This window comes from Treponema sp., from assembly GCF_017430385.1.
Lineage (GTDB): Bacteria > Spirochaetota > Spirochaetia > Treponematales > Treponemataceae > Treponema_D.
Window position 1 is genome coordinate 1 of the sequence record NZ_JAFRNB010000090.1, and the last position, 24282, is coordinate 24282.

At 44.5% G+C, this 24282-nt stretch carries 23 protein-coding genes; 14 read left to right on the forward strand and 9 right to left on the reverse strand.

What is annotated here, in order from left to right; all coding sequences use genetic code 11:
- From IJJ71_RS06125 to IJJ71_RS06135, 3 genes are all read left to right on the forward strand, one after another.
- Positions 1-2060: DUF5915 domain-containing protein (locus IJJ71_RS06125; protein ID WP_296845949.1), on the forward strand; the 2060-nt coding region annotated here is incomplete at its 5' end.
- Positions 2047-2916 carry a hypothetical protein gene (locus tag IJJ71_RS06130; protein ID WP_296845950.1) on the forward strand — a complete coding sequence of 290 codons (870 nt, stop codon included), beginning with the start codon at positions 2047-2049 and terminating at the stop codon, positions 2914-2916. The genes IJJ71_RS06125 and IJJ71_RS06130, both read left to right, overlap by 14 nt.
- A 4-nt stretch (positions 2917-2920) precedes the next feature.
- Positions 2921-3565, forward strand: coding sequence for a tetratricopeptide repeat protein (locus IJJ71_RS06135; protein ID WP_296845951.1), 645 nt, complete (start codon positions 2921-2923; stop codon positions 3563-3565).
- Positions 3566-3569: 4 nt separating this feature from the next.
- On the opposite strand, the gene IJJ71_RS06140 is transcribed toward IJJ71_RS06135, so the two are convergent.
- Genes IJJ71_RS06140 through IJJ71_RS06160 form a run of 5 tightly spaced genes read right to left on the reverse strand, consistent with a single transcriptional unit; the run spans position 3570 to position 11895 of the window.
- Positions 3570-5081: a hypothetical protein gene (locus IJJ71_RS06140; protein WP_296845952.1), complete on the reverse strand. Its 1512-nt coding sequence runs from the start codon at positions 5079-5081 to the stop codon at positions 3570-3572.
- A complete protein-coding gene (locus IJJ71_RS06145) occupies positions 5078-6553 on the reverse strand; it encodes a motility associated factor glycosyltransferase family protein (protein ID WP_296845953.1) in 1476 nt (491 codons plus the stop codon). The genes IJJ71_RS06140 and IJJ71_RS06145 overlap by 4 nt, the downstream gene beginning before the upstream one ends.
- Positions 6554-6566: 13 nt before the next feature.
- Positions 6567-8099, reverse strand: a complete 1533-nt coding sequence (locus IJJ71_RS06150; protein ID WP_296845954.1) for a 6-hydroxymethylpterin diphosphokinase MptE-like protein — start codon at positions 8097-8099, stop codon at positions 6567-6569.
- 8 nt (positions 8100-8107) lie between these two features.
- Complete coding sequence (locus IJJ71_RS06155) at positions 8108-8995, reverse strand: hypothetical protein (RefSeq protein WP_296845955.1); 888 nt, start codon at positions 8993-8995, stop codon at positions 8108-8110.
- Complete coding sequence (locus IJJ71_RS06160) at positions 8995-11895, reverse strand: midas domain-containing protein (RefSeq protein ID WP_296845956.1); 2901 nt, start codon at positions 11893-11895, stop codon at positions 8995-8997. Before IJJ71_RS06160 ends, IJJ71_RS06155 begins: the two co-directional genes overlap by 1 nt.
- A 204-nt stretch (positions 11896-12099) precedes the next feature.
- Here IJJ71_RS06160 and IJJ71_RS06165 point away from each other — a divergent pair, with 204 nt between their 5' ends.
- Positions 12100-12597: an FtsB family cell division protein gene (locus tag IJJ71_RS06165; RefSeq protein ID WP_296845957.1), complete on the forward strand. Its 498-nt coding sequence runs from the start codon at positions 12100-12102 to the stop codon at positions 12595-12597.
- Positions 12578-13174: an L-threonylcarbamoyladenylate synthase gene (locus IJJ71_RS06170; protein ID WP_296845958.1), complete on the forward strand. Its 597-nt coding sequence runs from the start codon at positions 12578-12580 to the stop codon at positions 13172-13174. The genes IJJ71_RS06165 and IJJ71_RS06170 overlap by 20 nt, the downstream gene beginning before the upstream one ends.
- A 92-nt stretch (positions 13175-13266) precedes the next feature.
- Here the strand turns inward: IJJ71_RS06170 and IJJ71_RS06175 are convergent, their stop codons facing one another.
- Both IJJ71_RS06175 and smpB read right to left on the reverse strand, forming a co-directional pair.
- Positions 13267-14154: a TP0183 family DNA metabolism protein gene (locus IJJ71_RS06175; protein ID WP_296845959.1), complete on the reverse strand. Its 888-nt coding sequence runs from the start codon at positions 14152-14154 to the stop codon at positions 13267-13269.
- Positions 14155-14171: 17 nt separating this feature from the next.
- A complete protein-coding gene (gene smpB / locus IJJ71_RS06180; protein WP_296845960.1) occupies positions 14172-14633 on the reverse strand; it encodes an SsrA-binding protein SmpB in 462 nt (153 codons plus the stop codon).
- 67 nt (positions 14634-14700) lie between these two features.
- Here smpB and lepB point away from each other — a divergent pair, with 67 nt between their 5' ends.
- Positions 14701-15399 carry a signal peptidase I gene (lepB, locus tag IJJ71_RS06185; protein WP_296845961.1) on the forward strand — a complete coding sequence of 233 codons (699 nt, stop codon included), beginning with the start codon at positions 14701-14703 and terminating at the stop codon, positions 15397-15399.
- Positions 15400-15414: 15 nt separating this feature from the next.
- A complete protein-coding gene (gene hemW / locus IJJ71_RS06190; protein WP_296845962.1) occupies positions 15415-16635 on the forward strand; it encodes a radical SAM family heme chaperone HemW in 1221 nt (406 codons plus the stop codon).
- A 58-nt stretch (positions 16636-16693) separates the two neighbouring features.
- Here hemW and IJJ71_RS06195 read toward each other — a convergent pair whose 3' ends face one another.
- Together IJJ71_RS06195 and IJJ71_RS06200 are read right to left on the reverse strand one after the other, a co-directional pair.
- Positions 16694-18067, reverse strand: coding sequence for a HAMP domain-containing sensor histidine kinase (locus IJJ71_RS06195; RefSeq protein WP_296845963.1), 1374 nt, complete (start codon positions 18065-18067; stop codon positions 16694-16696).
- Complete coding sequence (locus IJJ71_RS06200) at positions 18057-18743, reverse strand: response regulator transcription factor (RefSeq protein WP_296845964.1); 687 nt, start codon at positions 18741-18743, stop codon at positions 18057-18059. Before IJJ71_RS06200 ends, IJJ71_RS06195 begins: the two co-directional genes overlap by 11 nt.
- Before the next feature lie 193 nt (positions 18744-18936).
- Between IJJ71_RS06200 and IJJ71_RS06205 the strand changes: the two genes are divergently transcribed.
- The 7 genes from IJJ71_RS06205 (at position 18937) to IJJ71_RS06235 (ending at position 24281) form a co-directional block, all read left to right on the forward strand.
- On the forward strand, positions 18937-19134 hold the full coding sequence (locus tag IJJ71_RS06205; RefSeq protein ID WP_296845965.1) for a flagellar FlbD family protein: 198 nt from the start codon (positions 18937-18939) through the stop codon (positions 19132-19134).
- Between the two features lie 13 nt (positions 19135-19147).
- A complete protein-coding gene (locus IJJ71_RS06210; RefSeq protein ID WP_296845966.1) occupies positions 19148-19930 on the forward strand; it encodes a motility protein A in 783 nt (260 codons plus the stop codon).
- Between the two features lie 15 nt (positions 19931-19945).
- Positions 19946-20686 (forward strand): flagellar motor protein MotB, encoded by a 741-nt coding sequence (motB, locus tag IJJ71_RS06215; RefSeq protein ID WP_296845967.1) that lies wholly within the window; start codon positions 19946-19948, stop codon positions 20684-20686.
- A 21-nt stretch (positions 20687-20707) separates the two neighbouring features.
- The gene (locus IJJ71_RS06220) at positions 20708-21259 is read left to right on the forward strand and encodes a flagellar basal body-associated FliL family protein (RefSeq protein ID WP_296845968.1); all 552 of its coding nucleotides are present in this window, start codon (positions 20708-20710) and stop codon (positions 21257-21259) included.
- A gap of 39 nt (positions 21260-21298) precedes the next feature.
- Positions 21299-22333: a flagellar motor switch protein FliM gene (fliM, locus tag IJJ71_RS06225; protein WP_184658341.1), complete on the forward strand. Its 1035-nt coding sequence runs from the start codon at positions 21299-21301 to the stop codon at positions 22331-22333.
- Positions 22326-23483: a flagellar motor switch protein FliN gene (gene fliN, locus IJJ71_RS06230; RefSeq protein WP_296845969.1), complete on the forward strand. Its 1158-nt coding sequence runs from the start codon at positions 22326-22328 to the stop codon at positions 23481-23483. The genes fliM and fliN overlap by 8 nt, the downstream gene beginning before the upstream one ends.
- A 126-nt stretch (positions 23484-23609) precedes the next feature.
- Complete coding sequence (locus tag IJJ71_RS06235; RefSeq protein WP_296845970.1) at positions 23610-24281, forward strand: FliO/MopB family protein; 672 nt, start codon at positions 23610-23612, stop codon at positions 24279-24281.
- Position 24282: the final 1 nt, after the last annotated feature.

Genomic DNA, 24282 nt, shown 5'->3' on the forward strand with positions numbered 1-24282 from the left:
ACTATGCGGGCGTTTTCGTAAAGGATGCCGACAAAGACATCATGGACCGCCTCAAAAAAGAAGGCAAGCTTGTTAAGCGCGAGACTGTAAACCACCAGTACCCGCATTGCTGGCGTTGTGGTTCTCCGCTCATTTACCGCGGAATCGGAAGCTGGTTCGTAAAGGTTGCCGACCAGCACGACCGCCTTCTCAAGGCCAACAGCCAGATTAAGTGGCAGCCTGCCCACATCAAGGAAGGCCGCTTCGGAAAATGGCTTGCCGGTAGCCGTGACTGGGCAATCAGCCGAAACCGCTACTGGGGAAACCCAATCCCAATCTGGAAGTGTGACGACTGCGGTGAAAAAATCTGTATCGGAAGCCGAGCCGAACTCAAAGAAAAGAGCGGAGTAGACTTGGACGACCTTCACAAGCAGTATGTAGATAAAGTTACAATCAAATGTAAGTGCGGCGGAACAATGCACCGAATCCCAGAGGTCTTTGACTGCTGGTTCGAGTCTGGCTCAATGCCTTACGCCCAGCAGCACTATCCGTTTGAGAACAAAGAATATTTTGAAAAGCATTTCCCTGCTGATTTCATCTCAGAGGGCCTGGATCAGACACGAGGCTGGTTCTACACGCTTACAATTTTGGCCGCAGAGCTTTTTGACAAGCCTGCATTCAAAAACTGTATCGTAAACGGTCTTGTCCTTGCAGAAGACGGCCGCAAGATGTCTAAGTCTCTCCGCAATTACACTGATCCTGTCGAGGCAATCAATCAGTTCGGTGCAGACGCCCTCCGTCTCTTCCTCACTCACTCAGCCGTAGTAAAGGCAGACGACTTGCGCTACAGCGACAACGGAGTTCGTGAGGTTTTGAAGAATATCCTCATTCCTCTCTGGAGCGGATACAGCTTCTTCGTAACTTACGCAAATATCGACAATTACACAGCTAAAGGCAGCGTTTTCGAAGGGCTTAAGCCTTCAAATCCTCTGGACGCATGGATTGTCTCTATCACTCAGAAGATGATTAAGGACGTTACAGCCGCTTTGGATGACTACGACCTTAGCTCTGCAATTGATCCTCTCATCAACTTCATTGACCAGCTCAATAACTGGTACATCCGCCGCTCTCGCCGCCGATTCTGGAAGAGCGAGAACGACACTGACAAATCAGAAGCATATGAGTCACTTTACTACGCCCTCAAGTCATTCTCAATGGTTGCGGCTCCTTTCATTCCTTTCATCACAGAAAGCATGTGGCAGAACCTGCGCACTCAGAGCGACAAGGAATCAGTTCATCTTGTTGATTTCCCTGTCTATAATGCAGCCCTCCGCGACGAAAAACTTGAATTCCGCATGGACACAGTTCAGAAGGCTGTCTCTATGGGACGAAGCCTTCGCAACCAGTTCAACCTCAAAAACCGCCAGCCATTGGCTTCTACTCAGCTTGTCACACGCAACGCCGAGGAGAGAAAGGTTCTTGAGAGCATGATTGACACAATCCGCGAGGAACTTAATGTTAAGGAAGTAATCTTCCACGAGCGCGAGGATGAGCTTGTTGAATACAAGGCAAAGGCAAACTTCAAGGTTCTCGGAAAAGAGCTTGGCGCCAAAATGAAGGCCGCCGCCGCAAAAATCGTCGAGCTCAAGAACGAGGCAATCGCCGACATTCTCAACGGCAAAAAAGTTTCTGTCGATGTTGACGGTCAGAATGTTGACCTTAACACAGATAAAATCATCGTTGAGCGAATCGAAAAAGAAGACCTCAAAGTCGTAAATGACGGTACTCTTACAGTTGGTTTGGATACAAAAGTCACAGACGAACTCAAAAAAGAGGGCTATGTCCGTGACCTTATCCGCGGAATCCAGAATCTCCGAAAAGAGAGCGGTTTCGAAGTCACTGACCGAATCAAACTCTTCGTTTCGGGCGATGCTGACCTCAAAGACGCTTTCGCAAAATTCAAGGATTTCGTAACTGGCGAAACTTTGGCTGTCGTCGAAGAATGGAAGGAAAAACTCGACAAATCTTCTTCTGTTGAGGCTGACGACAAAACTTGGAGCATTTCTATTGAAAAAGCTTAAATTTATGAAGCTTGCGTTCATCTCTTTGGTGGGCGTAAGCCTTTTGTTTTCTTGTAAATCTACTCCGGATTTAGCACCAGTTGACCCGTTCGAGCTTTTGGACGGCGGGGCTGCGCTTTATCTTTCTGTTCCTGTTCAGTCAAATCAAGATTTTGTAGTCTCGGCTATTCAAAAAGTGTCTGACGCAGCAGAATCTGATGCAAAAAAAATTGCTGAGCGACTGGATACGGCGTATATTGCTGTCGGAACGAACGGCGAATTGCAGCTTTCTGCAACCGGAAAAATTCCGCAGAGTTTCTTGGGAATGGCCTTCAATGAAAAAAAAGGCTGGAAGACCGAAGCTCTTGAAAAGCAGGTGGTTTATACACATCAGCAGAGCCTTTATCAGCTTTGTCTTCCTTCATCATCAAATGCATTCATTTCCCACAATATTGAGCCGATGGTCAAGAGATTCAATAAAATCGCTTATTCTGACCAGACTGTTTCCGAAAAATTGCTTTCAGAATCTTTGAGCCAAAGTGAATACGCTATCATTCATGATAATAACAGTCCTGATATTATCATGTATTCTCCGGTTCCACAGGTTTTTATGCGTTCAATGCTTGGCTCTGGTGATGTTAAGACTCCGGTTGAGTCTTTTGTGGCAGTTCTTTCTCAGTATCGCGGAGTTACGGATCAGTTCAATGTAAAATTCATTCTTAATATGTCTGATCCTCGGACTGTAAAGGCAACTGTAGCTTTGCTCAAAACTGCTTTGTTTGGAGTGCCTGCAAAAGTTGCTCAGACTGGCCAGAAGCAGATTACAATAACGGATTTGCCTGTTTCAAAAGCACGGCTTCTCTCAATGATACGGTAGTTTAATGAAAATCAGCATCAGGCTCGGAATAGCATTTTTTATCGTATTGTCTTTTTTCTCATGTACAACGAATGGCATAAGAGTTCCTGGCGAAAAAAGAATCGTAATGACGAATCTTGCCACGGAATATTATAACATTGCCGAAGGGTATATGGAAATCAAGAAATACGATAAGGCTGCTGAATATTACCAGCTCGCAATGCGTGACAAAGAACTGAGCCGTACTGCCTTTTATAAACTTGCGCGCTCCTATGCCCTGGCAAAAAACTGGGAAAAAGCGACTGAATGTTACACTGAGCTTTTGAGGCTTGACCCTGAAAATACACTTCTGAAAACGAGCATGGCCTATATTACGGCAATGAGCGGCAAAGTCGATGAGGCTATTCTGCAATACAAAAAATTGATGGAAAGCAGCCCTTATGATGAGAATCTTCTTGAAAGTTATGTTGCCCTGCTTATAAATGTCGGGCGTGGTGAAGATGCCGAAGAATCTTTTTTCATCCTCAAGGAAAAGTTTCCTGGCAACAAACAGCTTACGAGTTTTGCACAGCAGCTTTCGGATATTGTAGATAATTTTGATGCTGATAAAAAAATTGAGCTTCCTCCAGATGCGAAAGAAGCTCCAAAGACAGAGAATAAAAAATCTTAATAAACTAATTGCTTGATTCGATATATTCCTTGTATTTGTCAGGATTTGCCCTGAATGCTACAATAGGTGAGTCCGTATCCTGTGAAGCATATTCAAGTGCCTGTCCTGCTTCAAGGAGAATCCTTTCTGCATTGACATTTCTTCCGCTTGCCGAAGAAATTCCGACGGAAACTTCGTTTGCCGCGTTATTATCCCTTAAGAAATCCGTGATTTTATTGTACAGTTCCTCAAAATTGTCTACCACAGCCTGCAAATTTTCCTTAGAGATTACTGCGTAAGAATCAGCCTTGTACTCGAAAAGCAAGTCGCTGTTCAGTTTTTCCTTGAGAATCGCAATGATTTTTTCTGATATTGCGTTTCCTCGGTCAAGGCCGTTGATTTTAATAAGCGAAACCGTTGCCTGTGGGTTCGTTTTGATTTCTTCATCAAGTTTTGGCTCAAGAGAAGCCTGCAATGCAATGTTTGTGACAGGCGAAAGCGTAGATGTTGGCTCCGGCTCTTTTTGCTCCGCAGAAACAGGCTCTGTAACGGCTGGCTCCGTGAAATCTGTGAAAGATTCTTCATCAAGAGGCGTGAAAACAGGCTCGTCATTTTCGGAATCTGCTTCGTTTTTGTCAGACTTGTCTTCCCCAAAGAAATCTTCATCTGTGAGCGCAAGATTTTCCTGCTCCATCTGGTCAATTATATCAAGACCGCCATCGCCATCTTCCTGTGCAGCAGGTTCTGCAATATTGTTTTCTGTTTCAGTCTTTTCTGCTGCTTTTTCAGCCTCTGGTTCCGGGTTGAAGATTGGTTTTGTCTCAGCCGGAGTGTCAAAATCGATTACCGAGACTTCCTCGAATCCGGATTCTGCTGGTTTTTCTGATTCTTTTTCTTGCTCGGAGTCCGTTTCTTCATTTTTTGTGGAAGAAGTTGCTTCGTTTGGTTCTGTTTCAGCTTTTTCTTTTTCTTTGTTTTCTATGAATTCCTTGTATGCTTTGTATTCGGGCTTCTTTTTTTGATGTGAGGCATAAGCGTCTTTCGTAGATGAATCCCCGCTGTTTGTGAAGACGATGAAAAGTCCGACGATGAGTGTTCCGACAAGAATCAGGAGAAATGCGAATCTTGAATGATTGTAGATTGAGCCTGGAGTCATCAGGTAAATGGATGCCCTGAGCGTAAAATTTTTGCCATCGATATATACTGTGTCAGAGTAGGACTTGATTAAATCTGGTGAAGGCAGAGAAAATGTTGATGGAGGATAAGAATAGACAAGGGTGCCGTTGATTTCAAGTTTGAGGGATGAAAAATCGTTGATTTCCCCGATTGCGCGTATAAAATTGATTGAGAATTCTGATGAGCCGTAAGAATTTTCGGAGAAATTTTCTTTTGTTTGAGTTAAAAGTTCCTGATAGCGTGCGTCTGCCCGTGCTGTTCCGTTTTTTTTGTCGATATAAATTCCTGATGCGAAGACAATGATGGCTGCCAAAAAGAGAACTGAGCAAAATATAGAAACAAAAGTTATTGGTCTTTTCATACCCTTTCAGTATATCTCAATGTTTTAAGGTATGCAAGGAAAGCGGAGCCTTTTCCTAGTTTTGCCATGAGGGGAAGAAGGGTAGTGAAAGTAAAACTGTCCTCGTCCATATCATTCTCTGATTTGAATGTGATGCGTAAATCTTTGCAATATTTGGATTTAAAATCATTTAAATTGAATTTCCCAAGCTTGTTTCTTGCATCGGAAACAGGCTTGCTTTTTGTCATAAAATCTTCAAGAGAATTTTTGTATGCCTCAAGAATTTCCGTGGTGATTTTGTTGTCTGAGAGTTTTATGACCGGGGTTCGGTACATGAGAGTGGAATATGATTTTTCGGCCGTGCTCAGCCTTGTAGATTTTGAATGAAATTGGCTTTCGAGGTAAGTTCCTCGTGTGTATGGTTTGCCGTCAATATAAGAAAAATCCGCTCCGAAGAATTCGATTTTTTTGAATCCGAGTGATTTTGCAAGGCTCGCCGCCGCTATTGTGACAGTTCCGCTTCCAGCCTCAAGATGAATGAAATTCTGTGTGCCGGAGAAAAAACTTGCGTATTGTGCGAGCGGATGCCCTGTCTCGGCCAATATTACATTTCCTGATTTCTCGACAGCCTTTCTTACTGAGGCTGAATTGGCGCACAAATCAAAGAAAAAGAGCGTGTTTCTGCTGATTTCTTCCATATAATGTTGATGCGAAATCATCTGGCCGTCAATCGATACGACGGCATCGCTTTCAATTTTTTGCTTTGTGAGCGCGGAAAAAGCCGTGTCAGTCGCGATTATGAAGTATTTTTCCCGATTTTCCCTGAGAAGCCTGATTTTTTCGTTAAGGCTTGGCCCCGCTGCGATTATTGCCGCTGTTTTTTGCGTTGCGAGCGGAAGAATTGATTTTTTAACCTCATCGAAGCCACGCGTTTTTTCTGCAAGCGAGAGATTTGAAAGAATATTTTTCTGCCAGATTTTCCCGAAATGGCTCTGAACAGAAAAGTCCGAGGCGAGGAGTTTTATTGCTCCTGTAATTTTAGCTTTGGCAAGTTCTGCTTCGGTTTGGAAAATATTTTCCCATTGGCGAAGTGAAAGAATCGTGAGGTTTCCGTGAATCGCAGGCTTGTATTTAGCAAGAAGATTTTGCTCCAGATTTTCAAGGGAAGTAAATGTCACGCGTTTATCAGCTTCCAAATTTTTGGCGCAAGGAATTTGTGAAAGAAATTCGATTGCATTCTGGGAGATTTCAACGGCGAGGATTTTTGCTTTGGAGCATTTTTCGAGGATTTTCTGGATGTGGTAGCCGCCGGCCAGTCCAAGAATTACGAAAAAAAGACAGTCCGGCTCCGTTTGTGCGGCAAAACCTTCTGCCTCACGAACTGGATTGTATTTTGAGTGCAACGATACTTCCTGCCCGGCCGTATTTTTGCAAAGCGGAATAAGGCTCTTGTCCTTTGCCTCAATTATCTGTGAATAAAAATAATCCCCCATTTTTCCACCTGTTTTACAGCAATTTCTCACATTCTTTAAGCAGTTTTTCGGTCTTTTCCGTGAGTTTTGAATTCAGTTCTCCTCGTTTTTCGGGTGAAAGTTCCCTTTTGATAAGAATTGAGTCCATTGGAAAGACTTCATCAGCAAATTTTTCGGTTTGAGAAAGTTTCCTGAGCGTTTCAAGAAGTTTTGACTTCCGTTCACCCCCGTTGACTTTGATTTTTACGGATTTGAAAAGAATCTTTTTTGGATTGTTAGCCGCGTTTTGCTGTGTGTGGCCGCATCCCGTCAGGCCGCATCCAGTCATCTTTTCAAAATCATTCCAGTTGATTTCACGGATTTTTCCGAGAGAAAAGTCATATTTAAAATTGTCGGACAGCCTAAAAACTCTTTTTGAAAAATATTCCGAATTGGAGATGAACCAGTTCCTGTAAATTTCAAGCGAAGCCTGAGAATTGAACCTTGAAGCCGTCATCCTTGTCTCTGCCGTTTTGAGCCTGAAATCTTTTTTGCCGTTATCCGTTTCCAATGCGTTCGGCTGCGTGTGCTGGTAAGAGGGTGAAGGAGCCTGGTCAAGCCCGCAAAGGAAAATATTTCCTTCTGTGAGCGAGTGCGCGAAGCAAAGTGCGGTTCCTGCCACAGTTCCGTTCCGCTCTGAGAGCATGTAGGGGCAGCCGATTGAATCCAGAAAATCCTTTTCCAGCCCGTCATCGTAACAAAGCGGAAGAATTTCTTTTTGCGTGAGGAGTTTTTTTGGAATGGCACTTTCTGCTTCAAGGGCAAATACTGTATGCGCATTTTCTTCGCCTGAAAAATCCAGATGCTTTTTTGCCCAATATCCACCGTCGCTTGAAATCACGAGTTCAGGTGAGATTCCGTTCTTTGAAAGCGGCATAAATGCCGAAGAAACTGCAATCAAAAAGAAGGAATCCCGGTATTTTTTGAGAAATGGAATTGAAGTTTTCAGGCTTGGGCCAGAGGCGGCAATTATTATTGGGGTGTCGCCATTTTCAAGAAGCAGCGTTTTTTGGATTTTTGATGCGAAAACAAGCGAGTTTTTGAGCCATCTCTTTGAAAAATAAGATCTGGTTCCAATCACATCCCTGGCTTTTAAAATCGCCTTTTTGATTTCGCCCCATGCGAGCATTGATTCTTCTGGAAAAATATTTTTTGCCGGTGTCCAGTCGAACGCAAGGCTTGAAATCAGTTTTTCTTCGCCCAAAGAATTGAAAAGGATTTCGCCCAGCGGAATCTCACCATCAAGATAAAAAACTTTGTTCCATTTTGTGTCAGATTCAGAGAAATCTCTTGAAAATCTGATTGCACAAACTGCTGCTCCCGGAAACTTTTTTTTAACCGATTCTGCGCAGTAGGATAGGGCGGGTTCAATTATAAAAACGCAAAGAGGAGAAAAATCTGCCTGCAAATTCTGGGCAAACTTTTCTCCTTCTGCTAAGGGATTGTATTTTGAATGAAGATACTTTCCTTTGAGCGAGCAGGTGAGTTCCCCCGACTTGCTTGCTTCAAAAATGATTTGTGAATCCATTTCGTGAACTAGCACTTACAAAGAAACTCAATTGTTCCGGCTTTGTTTGGGCAAAGACCTGCAGAAAGCAGAAGAATCTGCTTTGTTGCTTTCGAGCCTAAAAGTCCGAGCAAAGTGCGTGAAATGTGATATGCAAGAAGCTGCTCATCCTCTTCATCTTTTGCAAAAAGAACGACCTTGATTTCGCCCATTGAGCCTGTCTGACAGCAGTTTGGCGAGCGGAAAAGCGGTGAAACGATTGTTTGTGCCGCGTCCGTGATTGCCCTTGTGACAAGATGCCTTAGCTCGTCCCCCGGAAGCTCCAGGCTTGAAAGCTGCTCTTCAATGCACACTTTGAGCGAAAGAAGATAAAGCCTGCTCTGTGAAAGCTCAAGTCCAGCTTCGATATTTTTGTCGAATTTTGCGAGAATCTTTTTTTCCTGATTCTTGAATTCAACGATATTTTTGAGGGTTACTGCCATTTCTGATGACGGTGGAAGATTAAGGTCGTTATCATCTTCAAGCTCAACGACAACGAAGAGCATTGGATTTGCCTTGTTGCGGAACGGAAGGAAGAAAATCTTGTTGATTTGTGCAAGAACATCATCTTCAAAAAGACCGTCGAATTTGTCCAGCTCATTGAAATCCCGCGAGAAACACTGCCATTCAAAAGCCTTTGAAAGCGTACTGAGCCAGAATTCCTGAGTCTCTGTGAGCATCGCCATTTCTCTGGCTGAAAAACCTACGGCATCAGTCGTGTAATAGAATTTACCTTCCGATGTTGAGCATGGCGAGAGAATTGCGGCCCTTGCAAAGCCGGAGCGTTTAGCCCACTTTGAAAATGTCGGCGTGACATCTGCAAGAACGCTCTGAGCCTTTTGCAAAAGCCCGCTTTTTGTTTTTGTTCCTATATTCATTAGTCGAGACCAAGCTCCTTGAACAATTTTTTGTAAGTTTCAAACTGTTCTGACTGAGCGAATTCAGCAATTTTCTCTTCCGGAAGATTTTCCAAAAGCTGATCCATATATGAGAGAACTGATTTGATTTCTTTCTGCAAGTCACCTGGAATTGAAGAGTGAACTGGCTCTGCTTTTTCTTCTTCCTCGGCAAGTTTGCGGTTCTGTTCAGCAAGGGCTGCCTCTGATGAAAGAAGATTGTCAAGCTCGCCCTCAGAAATTGAGATTCCGCTTGATTCTTCCTCTTCACTGCTCGATGTATCACCAAGAATATCGCTTACATCCGGAATATTGCTTTCTGCGCTTTCTTCCGGCTCTTCAATGCTTTCTTCTGCGACAGGCTCTTCTTCGACAATCTCTTCACCCGCTTCTTCTGTCATGCTTGAATCTGCTGTGATATTTGCAAGTTCGTCAGCTGAGAGAGTTGCATCAGCATCGTCTTCGTTGTCATCGAATACGAATGGCTCGTCAACCATAGTTGAGTCTTCGTTTTCTGCAGAAGCTGCCTGCTCAACTTCGTAGTTGATGTCTTCTTCAATAGAATCTGCTTCTGGGGCAGGCTCATCGATTGAAAGATTTTCTGTAGATTCGCCTGGTTCAGTTTCTTCGATGAGATTTTCCTGGCTTGAGCCAACGAGAATATCATCCTCTGATTTCGGAACGAGGATTTCGTCCGGAAGCTCTTCTTCGGCAATGTTTGTGTCGATGTCGTCAAGAACCGGCTCCTCAATGTTTTCGTTAGAGAAATCGAGGGATTCTTCTGATTCAACACTCTCTTCTGGAAGGGCAACTTCTTCAACAGCAGTTTCTTCTGGCAGAGTCTCGTCAATTACCGGCTCCTCAGCTTCATCTTCGCTCGAAACGGTGTTTGCTGATTCTGGAAGGGTAGGAGCTGTTTCCTCAACGATTTCAACCGTGTTAAGGATATTGTCCATTTCATCGAGAGAGAGCGCGATCGTGTCATCCTCGTCCTCTGAGCCGAAGAATCCGCCGCTTGACTCTGATTCTGCCGGGATTTCAGCTTCTTCTGCTTCGGTTGCGGCAGGTGCTGCTTCCTTATTTTTAAGTTCCTCAAATTCAGTTTTGAGATTTGAGATTTCATTTCGGAGTGAAGAAAGTTCTGAAGCAATCTGATTAAGAATGTCATTTGCGGTAGAACTGATTTCTGAATCCTGCTTGACCGGCTGCTCTTCTGCGACCGGTGCGCTTTCTATAGGTTCATCGATGGCTGAAGATTCCTCGATAACAGACTCCTGCTCAGGCTCTTCGGTTGCAACAGAATCATCGAATGAAACTGGCTCCACGGAGATTGATTCTTGTGGAACAGGTTCGTCGGCCGGTTCGTCGATTGCAATCGGTTCCTCAAATACTGGCTCGCTTGAAAGAGGAGCTTCGTCTGAGAGTGCGATATTTTCATCCGGCTCGTCGTGAATTGTCGGTTCATCTGTGACTGTTGCTGTGAATGCATCATCTGGAGGAAGGGCAAACGGATTGTCAGAATCAGAATCGGCTACTGGCTCAGTAGCTGTTTCTTCCGGAATATCGACGGCTGTTTCTTCAAATACCGGTTCATCCATATCAACGACATCGTTTACAACAGGCTCTTCGATAATTGTTTCCTGTTCTGCAGAAAGTGGCTCTTCGGTAGCAACTGGTTCTTCTTCTGCAACTACAGGTTCTTCTTCCGCTATAGCGTCGTCGGCAACGAAACCTGCATTGTCATTAAGTGATGTCTTATTGCCGTTTTCGTCTTCGATTGAATCCATGATTGAGTCAAGGTTGAAATCATCGTTATCCTGAGATTCAAAAGTTTGTGCAGGTTCGCTTTGTTGTGCAGAAGTTGATGGCTCTGCCTCGATTGAGATGTCGCCTACATCGTCCTCGGCTGATAATTCAATAGAAGGTGAGCTTGATTCTTCGAGTGAAGGATTTTCGTCTGATAGAGAAGGGGAAATTTCTTCTTCTGTACTGTCTGAGGTTGCGGCCGGTGCGCTTTCTTCTGCGCCAGGCTCTTCTGCATTGATGTCGAATCCGAATGAGTCGAGTGATACTTCCTCTGTTCCGTCCTCGTTTACGACTGGTTCAGAAGCAGGTTCTGCTGCAGGCGCGCTTGGTTCAGATGATGGACCATCGCCAAAATCAACGCCGAAATCGCTCAGGTCAACGCTCTCTGTTCCGTCGCTTGAAGCTGTGCTTTCTGATGAAGAGGAAGAGTCTCCGTCACCGAAATCAACGCCAAAGTCGCTCAAATCGACTTCCTCTGAACCCGCAACTTCTTTTACAGGGGCAGAAGAACTTGATGAAGAACTTTCCATTGAAGGAACTGAGTCTGAATCATCAAATGAAAGGTCAATGTCAATCGGACCGTCATCAGACAAAGCTGATGATTCTGAAACTGTAGGAGCATCAGAAACTGTGATGTCGCTTGATTCCATGAATTCGTCGGCGGATACTGATTCTTCTGCCTGTGAAGTGGTGGCTGCAGGCTGTGAAGGTGCCGGAGCGGCATCTTCGTCACCTTCAAATACACCGCCCTCAATGAACTCATCAAGGGAGATTTCTTCGGTTTCGCCGGAACCTCCAGATGATTCGGTTGCTTCTGGAGCTGGAGCGGCTTCCTCAAAGGAACCTGTGATGTTCGCAAGCTCGTCTGCAGAAAGCGTTGTGTCGTCCGCATTTGGATCTGCTCCGATTGTAGGATCGTCAACTACATCGATAGCGGCAAAATCCGGGAGATCATTGTCTATATCAGAAATAGTGTCTGTATTATCTTCTCCATTTTCAGATGAAACGGTGCGAGGCGGCTTTTTAACCCAAACGCCGTAATTGTCAAGTTCGTTTGTTTTATCTGAATCACTCATATTGTTCCCCTTCAAAAGTGAAATTTTGCAAGCTCTTTATGGCTTCCGATTAAGAAAATATTTGATATATTATCGGCAACTTTTCTTAAAAAAATTACACTTTACCTATCTATTGTAGCATACATATCAAAGAAAAGTCCAATTTTTTTTTCATGTTGAAAAATATTTTAGAATTTTTGTATCTAAGCCGATATTCAAAAGGCTATGATAAAAATGTTCAGGGTTCTCGTTGCTGCCCTGGCCGGTACCGTAATTTATGTCCTCGTCTCGTTCACTTGTGGAAAGGATGGAATATGGGCGGACGGCCAGCTTCGTGAGCAGAAAAGAATCCTTAGTGCCCGTGCGGACGAAATACAAAAAATCAATGATTCTCTCTCCCTTGAATATACGGCCCTTGAAAAAGACCCGGATGTAATAGCGGGTTTTGCGCGCAAGATGGGATATGTTCGTGACGGAGAGAAAGTCGTTAAGATCAACGGACTTATCAATATCGACGAGTACCACTTTGAGACAGGAACGCCTGTTAAATCAATTGAACCTTATTCCCTTCCGGAATGGTTTTGCAAGCTTGCAGGCCTTCTGATGTTCTTCGTTACATATCTTTATCTTATGCTAAAAGATTTCAGGGTAAAAGATGCTGCTGTCAAAAAAAATAAAGTAAAAATAAAGGGGATTCCAGTCTATGATTTGCCGCAAGTGTGATAATGAGTCTGCTCAGATTGCCATTGATTATTTAAGAAGGGGAAAAGTCGTAGTCCTTCCTACAGATACAGTCTACGGATTTTCAGGTATCGTTGACGGAAGGCACTATTCTTTCCATACTTTTGAAAAAATTTGTTCAATAAAGAACCGTGCTGAAGGCAAAAATTTCATTCAGCTGATTGCGAAGCCTGAGGATGTAAAAAAATATACCCGCGATGTGATTCCAGATTACCTTCTTGAAAAATGGCCAGGCCCGCTTTCGATTATCGTGCACACTTTCGCCGAGGACGGAAATTTTGAGACGACAGCTTTCCGTTGCCCTGGGGACGAATGGCTCAGAAAAGTGATTGCAGGCTGCGGTGCTCCGATTTATTCAACGAGCGTGAACCGAAGCGGAGAAGATGTCCTTGACAATATCAAGCAGATAAAAGATGAATTCGGAAAGGAAGTCGAGCTGATTATCGATGACGGCGACAAAAAAGGCGGCGTTCCATCGACAATAGTAGCGATTGAAGAAAATGGCGAAGTAAAAGTAATCCGCCAGGGAGCTGTGAAAATAGGGGCATCCATGCCCTGACAAGAATTTTCTAACGAAAATTCTTGCGGATTTCATCTCTTTTCGCCGCGTCCATGCGGCAGTTTATTAGATAATGAGTAACTCCTAGCTCCCTATCTTCTGGTCCAGCTTGAGTTTACAGTGCCTTGTTCAGTGCCGTTGTTCGTTTGGATGACGGTATTTTTTATGCCCTCAAGAGTATCTGCCGAGGTGAGCGAGAAATTCCAGGTGATTGGAGGGGCACTTGCGGCGCACAGAAGGGCCTGCTCGCGTGGAAGCTCCGGGAAAAATGATGCGTTTGATTTCCCCACCTGAGAAATTTCAAGATTTGTGTTCTTGCCGTCGATTGAGACTTTTTTGACGGAAATCTTTATGTTCATTGTCGCGCCGTTCTTGAAGATTACGAAGCCTCTTCCGCCTCGCAGAATTATGATTTTGTCTGCATAAGGCTCTCCGCCCCATGTTCCTGCAAGGGATTCGATGTCAACTCCAGTCTTAAAATCGGCCGCAAGGTTTGACTTGTTCGCCGATGCGAATTCCGGGGAAGGAGATTTTAAATCGGAAAGAACTTTTTCAATCGCGGTTTTTGCACCGACGAGAATTTTATAGTAGGATTCGTAATTTTCGCTTGCCGAGTGTGTGATTCCGTCTGATGCTGTGACGGCATTGAAGCGGCAGTTCCAGACAGTTTGCCCGGCATCATTTTTTTGATCCGTGACTTCCGCATAGAAATAGATTGCCGCATTCGTATGGGCAAAATCCGGCACGGCTACAGATGCCTTGCTTAAATCAGGCCTTTTGTCATCAACCGTTATGCCGTCAATTGATTTGAGCTGGGTGAAAAAAACATCCTGAGCCATTTTGAGCATGTTCGTGTCTGAGGAAGCAGAAACCACACCGTAATAATCAACCAGCAGGTTTTCGGCATGGAGTGCCGCTAGTGGAGAAAGAATCGATAATGTGATGCAGAGAAGCAAAGTTCTTAATCTCTGATTCTTCAAATTGCCTTTCCTCAGGACTATGACAAATCTTTTCGGAAATCCCTTGCCATGTCCCGGTCGAGGTCGCGCTGCTTGATTGTTTCCCGTTTGTCGTAGAGTTTTTTGCCCTTACAGACTCCGAGAGTGAGCTTGACCCGCCCGTTCTTAAGGTAAAAATCCAGCGGAATCAAGGTGAAGCCCTTTTCTTCGACCTTGCGCTGAAGCCGTTTGATTTCTTCTTTGTGAAGAAGAAGCCTCTTTTTCCTGTCCGGATCGTGATTGAACACGGACGAGTATTTATATTCAGAGATATGGAAATTGCGCATCCATACCTCTCCGTTTATAATTTCGGCAAAAGAATCCGCGAAGGACACATTGCCTGCCTTTACGGATTTAACCTCAGTTCCTTCAAGTTCCAGTCCGCACTCGTAGGATTCTTCGATGAAATAATTGAATCTTGCCTTTTTGTTCTGTGCAATAATCTTTACATTTTCGGACATATCTTCTAATTATAAACATAACAATCTGAACTTGCAACAGTTTCTAAAAATCTGCTATTCTATCTATATGGAAAAAAATATTTATGCAATTTCATATAAATTGAGAAAAGAGCTTTACCACAGAATCCTTTCTGTAATAGGAATCGTCCTGCTCTTTTTTATCATCGTTTCTATCTTCATGACCTTCGTCGTGTTCCCGATTGCGAATAAGTCGGATTCAATGTCGCCGGATATTCCTGCCGGAAGCTATGAGTTTGTCAGCCCCTTGCTCCGTAATCCTGGACGCGGAGATGTCATCCTTATGCGCAACTACAAGAATTCCAACTCAAGTGCAATAAAAGGGCTTTTAAGGAGCCTCGCGCTTTTTGTAAGCATACGAAAATGGCAGCCGTTTGAGGAAAGCCCTGTCGAGGGAACCCGTCCTGTTATCCGCAGGGTCGTGGGGCTTCCTGGTGATACGATTTACATAGACCGCTATGTTGTTTTCGTAAAGCCTGCGAATCAGCAGCATTTCCTCACGGAATTTGAAGTTACCGAAACGAAATACAATGCAAAGATTCTTGTTCCTCCTGCAGGATGGGACACTGAGCTTGGCGCAAAATCTTCTACTTCTCAGATAACGCTTGGTGAGGACGAGTATTTTGTGCTTGGAGATGACCGCATTTCTGCCAGTGACTCACGCATCTGGGGGCCTGTAAAGCATAGCGAGATTATCGGAAAAGTCCTCATGCTTTACTTTCCGTTCAGCAAATTCAAGATGTTCTGATTTCCCGGAGATTTTGTGAATTCTTCTATATATATCCATATTCCGTTCTGCAAGAAAAAATGCGATTACTGCGATTTTTACAGCATTGCGGAGCGGGACAGGGCTGGGAAGTGCAACGACCTTTCTGATTCCTACATTTCCTCGCTCATAAGGGAAGCTCGAATTTATGCTGAATTCTACGGAATCAAAAAATGGCGTTCCGTTTATGTCGGCGGTGGAACTCCGAGCATTCTTTCGCCGGAGCAGATTTTTAATCTTATTTCCGGGATAAAAGATGCCGCTGGCTTTGATGAGAATGCCGAAGTCACCGTTGAGATGAATCCTGATGATGTCACGGAGGAATTTCTTTCGGCCTGCGGAAAATCTGGAGTGAACAGGCTTTCGATGGGAATCCAGGCCTTTGATGACAGGGCTTTGTCATGCGTGAACCGGGGCGCGGACTGCAGGATTATCCTGAATGCGCTTGAGACTTTAAAAAATCACTGGAACGGACGGCTTTCCGTTGATTTTATTGCGGGGCTTCCTTGTCATACGCACGAATCTTTTAAAAATCAGTTTGAGCTTTTAAAAAAATATCCAAAAATCGATCATGTTTCGCTTTATACGCTGACCGTTGAGGAAAATACTCCTTTATGGAAGAAAATTGAGGATGGCACTGTAAACTTTTCCTATGAAAAGGCTGATAAAATGTGGATTGCGGGCCGGAACATCCTTGAAAAGCTAGGCTTCTCTCAGTACGAGGTGTCCAATTTCGCAAGGAAAGGTTTTGAGGCAAGACACAACTCTGCTTACTGGAAACAGGAGAATTACATAGGCGTGGGAGCCGGCGCGAGCGGAACCGTTTACGACTTTTGCTCGAAATCGGCCGTGAGGTGGACGAACACTCTTTCAGTTCCTGCTTATATCCGTGGTGTTGATGAAGAAATTTGTTCCGCCAAAAAGAACCTTTGTTTTTTAAAGAGAAATGTTGAGAACCTTGATGAGACGACGCTTGAATTTGAATTTCTGATGCTTGGATTCCGAAAGATTGAGGGCGTAAGCTCTGCTGATTATAAAGAAAGATTTGGAAAAGATCTTTCTGAGCGGATAGGTGCAAACCGGGCAGACGGAATCTTCTTCCAGTGGAAAAAAAATCGCCTTGCTTCCGAAAAACTTTCCCTGGACGGTGAGAAAATCTATTCCTTGAACCGCCGAGGAATCCTTTTGCTGAATAGATTCCTAGAACAGCTTATTTGATCAAATAAAAAACTTGGAAAGTGAAAAAGTGTTTCGTCCTCAACTTTCAACTTTCAACTTATCTGACCGGAATTTCTATCGTGAATTCGGAGCCGTTTCCTAGCTCTGACTGGACGGAAATCTTCCAGCCGTGGGCTTTTACGATTGTCATGACGGTTGCAAGCCCGATTCCCATTCCTTCTTCCCGCCGTGATGAGCTTGCCCTGTAGAACATGTCAAAAATTTTCTCCAGATTTTCCTTTGCTATGCCGATTCCTGTGTCCCTGATGCTGAAAAAAATCCTGTGCAGGTTTTCGGAGCAATCCTCATAGGCACGAATTTCGATTGAGTCGTTGTCGGCCGTGTAGCGCAGCGCGTTTGAGAATAGGTTCTCAAGGGTGCGCTGGATAAGAGGCTTGTCGAATGCGACTTCGGTTTCGTTGCTGATTTTTATGTCCGCCGTTACATTCCGCTTGAAAATTCCGCCTGTGGTAACGGAGCTTTTTGCGAATTCCTCAAAAATTGGTGCGATTTTCTGTTTTTTCAGCTGGCTTACCCAGTCAGTCTGATTCAGTTTTACGAAATTTATCAGCGTGTCAATCATGTTTCCGAGCTGCTCGGTTTTTGAACTTATGATGGCAAGTGATTTTTTCATCTCGTCGGGGTTGTCGCAGAATCCGTCGCTCATGGCCTCGGTGTAGCCTTTGATTACGGCCACAGGAGTTCGCAAGTCGTGGCTGATTCCCATGATGAATCTGGAGCGTCTTTCCTCGTTGTCCTTGAGCGCAAGGCGCATTTTGTCAAGATTCTCCGTGAGGCTGGTGATTTCGTTGTCTCTCTTCGTGTTCTTTGAAAAATCTAGTTTGACATCAAGTTCTCCGCCGGCGATTCTCTGTGTGTTTTTGTTTAGAATTGTGATGGAACTTGAGATTGTCTGTGAAATCATCACTATCAGTATGATACAGAAAAGCTCAAAAAATGCTACGCAGATGAGGAATGCCGTGAGCATCTTTGTGAATCCGTCTTTTTTATGCTTTGCTTCCCTGCTTATTCGGCTTATGAAAAGAATTTCGTTGCTTTTGTCTTCGAGTGGCGGGGAAGTGAGCTGATAAAAATATTTTTCGCTCGATTCGTTCATGTATTGGAACAGCTTCGGCATGTCTATATGCGTGAGGCCGGAGAATTCCTGAATCGTTGTTCCGAGTATGTCGCCATGGTTCGCGATTATTATGAATTCAACATTCGGCGGAAGAGTCCTTATGAGCTGTGCGAAAACCTTTGTATCACGCTTTGAGAGCGGAAGGTTCTCCATGCTCCTTATTTGCTTGTAGCCTTCGAGAAGAAGCCTGTCAGGTCGCGTGAGATAATGGTAAGCCGGAAGAGCCGTTGCCGCCAGAATCGGAACTAAAATTACGCCAATCAGGAAAATGCGCAGCTGAGTCTTAATTTTCAAAGAGATACCCCATTCCAAAAACTGTCTTTATGTGCCGAGGCTCCGCAGGATTTTCCTCGATTTTTTTGCGCAATCTCTGGATGTAGACTGCGACTGCCGTGACATCACCGAATTCCGTGCCCCAGACATCCTTGTAGATTTTTTCGGGGCAAAGCTGCTCGCCGACATGTTTTGTGAGATATTCAAGGACTTTGTATTCTTTGTTAGAGAGAGAGATTTTTTCGGTTCCTTTTTTGAGGACGCATGAATTTAAAAGAAGCTTGTAATCCCCGAAAGCAAAAAATTCTTCGGCGGCCGCGGAAATTTCTGAGCCGCGCCTGAGATTTGCCTTTACCTTTGCGACAAGGACTCTCGGCGAGAATGGTTTCGTGACGAATTCATCGGCTCCAAGCCCCAATCCTTCTATTATATCCTCATCTCCGTCGCGTGCTGATGAGATTATGACTGGAATAGTATTGTTGTACTCACCCCGGAATTTCTTGAGAAAATCAAAACCGCTCATTCCTGGAAGGTTCAGGTCAAGAATCACGAGGTCCGGCGTGACTGATTTGAGAATTTCAATCGCCTCTTCTGCGCTCGCAGCCTTTGAGACATCCATTCCTTCTTTTGCAAGATACATTGATACCAGTTCCGACATCTCAGGTACATCTTCGATGATGAGAATTTTTGTGCTCATGTCAGCCTCCAGAATTATTCTTGATATAAAATTAACCAATGAGAAAAAAAAACGCAATCGGGAAAAGAGAATCTAATAAAAAATTATAATTTTCCGATAATTACAATGAGAAAAAAAGTGCTTTCAATATTCTTTCATTTGATGTATCATTGAAAAGTATATTGAAAAGTGTTTTGTCTTGCGGGGTGGGGGAATGATTCCTGTAACAAAATTAGACGGCTCAACATACTGGATAAATCCGCACATGATTGAGAGTATGGAGCAGAATCCTGATCTGACGGTCACATTCTTCTCAGGTAAAAAAATCGTTGTGCGTGACAAGCCCCAGGAAGTGATTGACCGCATCGTCTCATATCGTAAACAGATTGGCGTTAATGCCCTTGAAATATAATTAGGAGTAGGTTATGGATATAGCTACATTGATTGGTCTTATCGGTGGTACGGTCGCTATCGGTCTTGGTGTCATCACATCTGGTGGTTCTGTAGGCGGCATCATCGATATTCCTTCCGTATTCGTTACGATCGGTGGTTCTTATGCTGCATTGTTCATCGTTGCGCCGCTCAAACAGGCCCTGGGCTTGTTCAAGGTTATGGGTCGCGCGCTGAAAGTTCACGATTACGGCGAAAAAACGCTGATTCAGAATATGGTCGCCCTTTCGGAAAAGGCCCGTCGTGAAGGTATCCTTGCCCTTGAAGAAGGCCTTGATGACTTGGACAGCGCCTTCATGAAAGAAGGCTTGCGAATGGTAGTCGACGGTACTGACGGCAACGTCATCCGGACGATTATGGAAAATGAAATGAGCGCGGCAGAAGGCCGTCACATGGAATGGATAGGCGTTATCAACGCATGGGCTGGTTACGGTCCAGGTTTCGGAATGTTGGGTACGGTTATTGGTCTTATCGGTATGTTGAACAACTTGGAAGATAAAAGCTCCCTTGGTCCTAACATGGCTGTCGCTTTGATTACGACCTTGTATGGTTCTATGCTTGCTAACTGGCTCGTCGCTCCTTTTGCGAACAAACTTTCTTCGCAGAATGCCGCTGAGATGTCAACCATGGAAATGATTATCGAGGGTGTACTTTCAATTCAGGCCGGTGACAACCCGCGAATCCTTGCGCTCAAGCTCCTCACATATCTTGATCCAAAAACCCGCAAGATTATCGAGCCTGATGTTCTTAAAGACTAATAAGCAGGACTTAATATGGCAAAAAAAGAAAAAAAAGAACCTGCCAAACCGTCAACCGCATGGCAAGGTACTTATGGTGACATGATTACGCTTATGCTCTGCTTCTTCGTCATGTTGTATGACCCTTCGGAGGTCGATACGGCGGCGCTGGCGCAGATCCAGGAGTCTTTGCAAATCACTACTGAGTCAATCGAAGCTCCTGTAACTTCTGGCGGTCAGTCTCTAGCGGCCGGAAAACTTGCAGATTTGGGAAACAATGTCTCGGCTCTCCCTTCCGCAGAAAAAGGAAAATCTCTTTCTGTAGCAAAGAAAAAGGCAGTCAGCCTGTTTGCGCCTGAAGTCAAGTCTGCAAAAATCACGCTTTCAAGTGATGAACGTGGTGTCGTTATTTCTCTGGCTTCTGATGTTTTTTTTGAGCAGGGCAGTGCGGCCCTCAATATCGATGAAACTAGAGATATTCTTTTAAAATTATCGAAATTTTTTCAAGATTCGGAGCTAAAAAACCGAAGATTTAGAATAGAGGGACATACGGACTCAACACCTGTTGAAAACGAAACTTTCCCCTCAAACTGGGAGCTTTCTTCGGCTCGTGCCGCCAGCGTCCTTCATTACCTGTCGGATTTCGGCGTGAATGAGCAGCAGTTCTCAATCGCCGGATACGCGGACACACGACCGATGTTCTCAAATGAGACAAAAGAAGGTCAGGCGTATAACCGCCGTGTGGACATCATCATTCTTGATGAAGGCCATTTTTAATAGTAAAATAAGGAGTTTTTTATGGCAGATGAAGATGAAGGATTAGGATTGGACGATGGCGGAGACGGCGGAGCTGCTCCTGCAAAAGGCGGCAAAGGTCTCCTTATCCCAGGACTTTTGAAATGGGTGGCAATCGGCCTTGCTGCAATTATTCTTATCGTTACTGTCGTAGTAATTACAATGAAAATTGTAGGCGGTAATAATACGGGAACAACTGCCGCTATTCCTATGACTGAGGAATATACTGCATCAAAAGAAATCCTTGACTGGTACACTTCTCTCGGATTGATTCAGACTCGCACAATGGAGGCAAATCCTGCTTCTGTCCGCGTCGATGTAGTTCTTGGCTACAAAAAGGAAGACAAGGCAACTTCTACTGAAATTACTCAGCGAACTGTTGAACTTAAAGACTTTTTGCGCCGATACTTTACTCAGAAGACAGCAGAGGAACTCAGACCTCAGAATGAGGAGAACCTCAAGATTGAGATTCGCAACGCTATCAACGACAGCATTTTGAGCTCTTCAAAGATTAAGGATGTTCGCTTCATGCAGATGGATGTTATCCAGCAATAGCATAAAGTGATTTAACTATAAAAAGGTGGAAGGATAGGCATGAACGAAGTTCTGTCACAAGATGAAATTGACCAATTGCTTCAAGCCATCAGCTCTGGGGACAGCGGAGCAGATGATTTTAAGCCGGTCAGTGACACGCGCAAGATTAAGATTTACGACTTTAAGCGTCCGGATAAGTTCTCAAAGGAACAGATCCGTACCGTGCAGATTATGCACGAAACATTTGCGCGACTTACAACAACAAGTCTCTCAGCGCAGCTGCGTTCTTTGGTTCATGTCCATGTAGCTTCGGTCGATCAGCTTACTTACGAAGAGTTCGTCCGATCTATTCCGACCCCAACAACGCTTGCTGTAATCAACATGGATCCTCTCAAGGGAAACGCTGTCCTTGAGATTGACCCTGCAATTACATTCAGCGTTATCGACCGCTTGTTCGGTGGTACAGGTCAGGGCGCAAAAGTAAGCCGTGATCTTACTGATATCGAGCAGTCTGTAATGGAAGGAATTATCGTCCGAATCCTTGCGAATATGCGCGAGGCTTGGACACAGGTAATCGACTTGCGACCACGATTGGGTCAGATTGAGACTAACCCTCAGTTCGCTTCAATCGTTCCTCCATCAGAAATGGTCGTTCTTGTAACTTTGGAAACTAAAATCGGTGAAGAAGAGGGTATGATGAACTTCTGTATCCCATACCTCACCATCGAGCCGATTGTTTCAAAACTTTCTTCACAGTTCTGGTTCAGTTCTGTACGAAGAAGCTCTACCACGCAGTATCTTGGCACCCTCAAAGAAAAACTTTCTGATGTCAACATGGATGTCGTGGCAGAAATCGGCACAATCAATCTTCCGATCCGCGAAGTTCTTGCTTTGCGTGCGGGGGACGTTGTACGGCTCTCAACGGTAAGGGTAGGCGATCCGCTCACTCTCAGCGTCGGAAACGAAAAGAAATTTTACTGTCAGCCAGGTGTCGTCGGCAAAAAGATGGCTGTTCAGGTTATTGGAAAAATAGATCAGAGTGAATCTGATGAATTCGAAGAATTGTCAGTAGAAGGAGATGAATCTTATGAGTGATGGAACAATATCACAGAGCGAAATTGACGCATTGCTGAGCGGCGTTGATGTTGGAGGTCTCTCGTCAGGTCCATCTTCCAATGTCAATGTCGATACCGCAACGCTTGGTAAATTTGCGGACGGCCTCAAAGATAAGGTTGCCTCAAATTTGAACGGCATGACCGGCGGTTCTTTCGAGGTTGGTGCTCCTTCAGTCGAGTCTATGGACAGGGATCAGCTCCTTGCAAAATTGCCTGAGATGGTCGTCGCTGTAATGGCTGACTTCAACGCAGGTCTTAAAGGCGATCACCTTGTTTTGCTCGCACCTGAGTTCGCACAGAAAATCACAAGTCTTGTAAACAAAGAAGATAATGCAGAACTTGACGACATGGCTCTTTCTGTAATCGGTGAGTTCATTTCGACACACACAGGTTCTGAAATCACTGATTTGAGCTCAATCGCAGGTCTTGCTTCAAATCCTCCTGAGGCCGTTCATGTTCCAAAGGCAATGGTTCGTATTCCTCAGGGAACTTTCGCATTGTTCAGTTATCCGTTGACACTTGATGGTCAAACATATACATTGTGGGAAGCTGTTTCTAGTGATGTCGCAGAGGGGATCGCAAAAGCTCTTGGCGGTGGCACACCGGATCCTGCCCCGGCTACAGGTGGCGCACTCAATGCCGCTGATATGGCTTCAATGGCAAATCTTGCCGGCGGAGCACCTCAGATGGGCGGAATGCAGATGGGCGGGTTCCAGCAACAGCCTATGATGGGAGGTATGCCAATGGGCGGAATGCAGATGCCTATGGGTGGTGGAATGCAGATGGGCGGAATGCCAATGGGAATGAGCATTCCTAATGTACAGTCCGTTCAGTATCCGAACCTTTCTGGCGGGCCTACAACTCAGGAACAGGGAAACATCGGTCTTATCATGGATGTAAACATGGAAATGACCGTAGAGCTCGGCCGCACCAAAAAGCAGATTAAGGACATTTTGGGTATGGGTGAAGGTACAATCATCGAGCTTGATAAGCTTGCCGGTGAGCCTGTAGACATCCTTGTAAACCACAAGCCAATCGCGAAGGGTGAGGTTGTAGTCATCGATGAAAACTTCGGTGTCCGTGTAACTGAAATCCTTTCTCCTATGGAACGAGTCAGCGACTTGAGATAGTTGATGTAAAAATCAGCAAAATACTAAAAAAAATAGCGGCATCTGTTGAAAAATATTCGACAGATGCCTTTTTATTTGATATAATATTAAAAATAATAATCGATTTGTCAAAAAGTGGGTGGGATTATGACAAAGTTTTCTCTCGGAAGCGTTACGCGCAAAGCTGTCTGCCTTGTTTGCGTACTTTCGTTCCTTCAATTTTCTGTGTCGGCACAGGAGTCGGCTGCTGCATCTTCTGAAAATCAAGCTGAGCTGGTAAATCCGGCACAATCAGGCACTTCAGATTCAACTCAGGATAATCTTCCGCAAAACTGGAACTGGAATTCCCAGGAATACACTCAGAATCAGGGAACTCAGTCAACATTCGTTCTCTTTATGAAGATGGTGCTTTCGCTGGCTGTCGTGCTCGGCCTGGTCTATCTTGCAGTAAGGGTTTTAAAACGCGGGGCAAAAATCTCTTCGTCTGACGATCCTTTTTTGCGCCATGTGTCACATCTTCCTTTGAGCACAAATCGTTCCGTAGATGTCGTCACTATTATGAATCACGCATATATTCTCGGTGTCTCTGATAATGCCGTCAATTTAATCGGTCAGATTGAGGATGAAGAGCTTGTCAATTCCATGAATCTTTATGCTGATAAAAATGACAATATCAAGCGGCCTCGTTCTTTTGATGATATACTTTCGATTTTTATGCCGGGCGGTTCTGCAAAAAATCAGAATATTTACGGTTCGACAGCCAGAAATGCCGCAGAAAATTTAGAGCGGCAGAGAAATCGATTGAATGGGGATGAATAAA

Excerpts from the sequence above, each read along its gene's own strand:
- motB (WP_296845967.1), top strand. The coding sequence starts at position 19,946 with ATGGCAAAAAAAGAAAAAAAAGAACCTGCCAAACCGTCAACCGCATGG.
- IJJ71_RS06150 (WP_296845954.1), bottom strand. The coding sequence starts at position 8,099 with ATGGATTCACAAATCATTTTTGAAGCAAGCAAGTCGGGGGAACTCACC.
- fliM (WP_184658341.1), top strand. The coding sequence starts at position 21,299 with ATGAACGAAGTTCTGTCACAAGATGAAATTGACCAATTGCTTCAAGCC.
- smpB (WP_296845960.1), bottom strand. The coding sequence starts at position 14,633 with ATGTCCGAAAATGTAAAGATTATTGCACAGAACAAAAAGGCAAGATTC.
- IJJ71_RS06135 (WP_296845951.1), top strand. The coding sequence starts at position 2,921 with ATGAAAATCAGCATCAGGCTCGGAATAGCATTTTTTATCGTATTGTCT.
- IJJ71_RS06170 (WP_296845958.1), top strand. The coding sequence starts at position 12,578 with ATGATTTGCCGCAAGTGTGATAATGAGTCTGCTCAGATTGCCATTGAT.
- IJJ71_RS06160 (WP_296845956.1), bottom strand. The coding sequence starts at position 11,895 with ATGAGTGATTCAGATAAAACAAACGAACTTGACAATTACGGCGTTTGG.
- IJJ71_RS06140 (WP_296845952.1), bottom strand. The coding sequence starts at position 5,081 with ATGAAAAGACCAATAACTTTTGTTTCTATATTTTGCTCAGTTCTCTTT.
- IJJ71_RS06145 (WP_296845953.1), bottom strand. The coding sequence starts at position 6,553 with ATGGGGGATTATTTTTATTCACAGATAATTGAGGCAAAGGACAAGAGC.
- IJJ71_RS06210 (WP_296845966.1), top strand. The coding sequence starts at position 19,148 with ATGGATATAGCTACATTGATTGGTCTTATCGGTGGTACGGTCGCTATC.
- IJJ71_RS06165 (WP_296845957.1), top strand. The coding sequence starts at position 12,100 with ATGATAAAAATGTTCAGGGTTCTCGTTGCTGCCCTGGCCGGTACCGTA.
- IJJ71_RS06220 (WP_296845968.1), top strand. The coding sequence starts at position 20,708 with ATGGCAGATGAAGATGAAGGATTAGGATTGGACGATGGCGGAGACGGC.
- fliN (WP_296845969.1), top strand. The coding sequence starts at position 22,326 with ATGAGTGATGGAACAATATCACAGAGCGAAATTGACGCATTGCTGAGC.
- IJJ71_RS06155 (WP_296845955.1), bottom strand. The coding sequence starts at position 8,995 with ATGAATATAGGAACAAAAACAAAAAGCGGGCTTTTGCAAAAGGCTCAG.
- lepB (WP_296845961.1), top strand. The coding sequence starts at position 14,701 with ATGGAAAAAAATATTTATGCAATTTCATATAAATTGAGAAAAGAGCTT.
- IJJ71_RS06205 (WP_296845965.1), top strand. The coding sequence starts at position 18,937 with ATGATTCCTGTAACAAAATTAGACGGCTCAACATACTGGATAAATCCG.
- IJJ71_RS06235 (WP_296845970.1), top strand. The coding sequence starts at position 23,610 with ATGACAAAGTTTTCTCTCGGAAGCGTTACGCGCAAAGCTGTCTGCCTT.
- IJJ71_RS06200 (WP_296845964.1), bottom strand. The coding sequence starts at position 18,743 with ATGAGCACAAAAATTCTCATCATCGAAGATGTACCTGAGATGTCGGAA.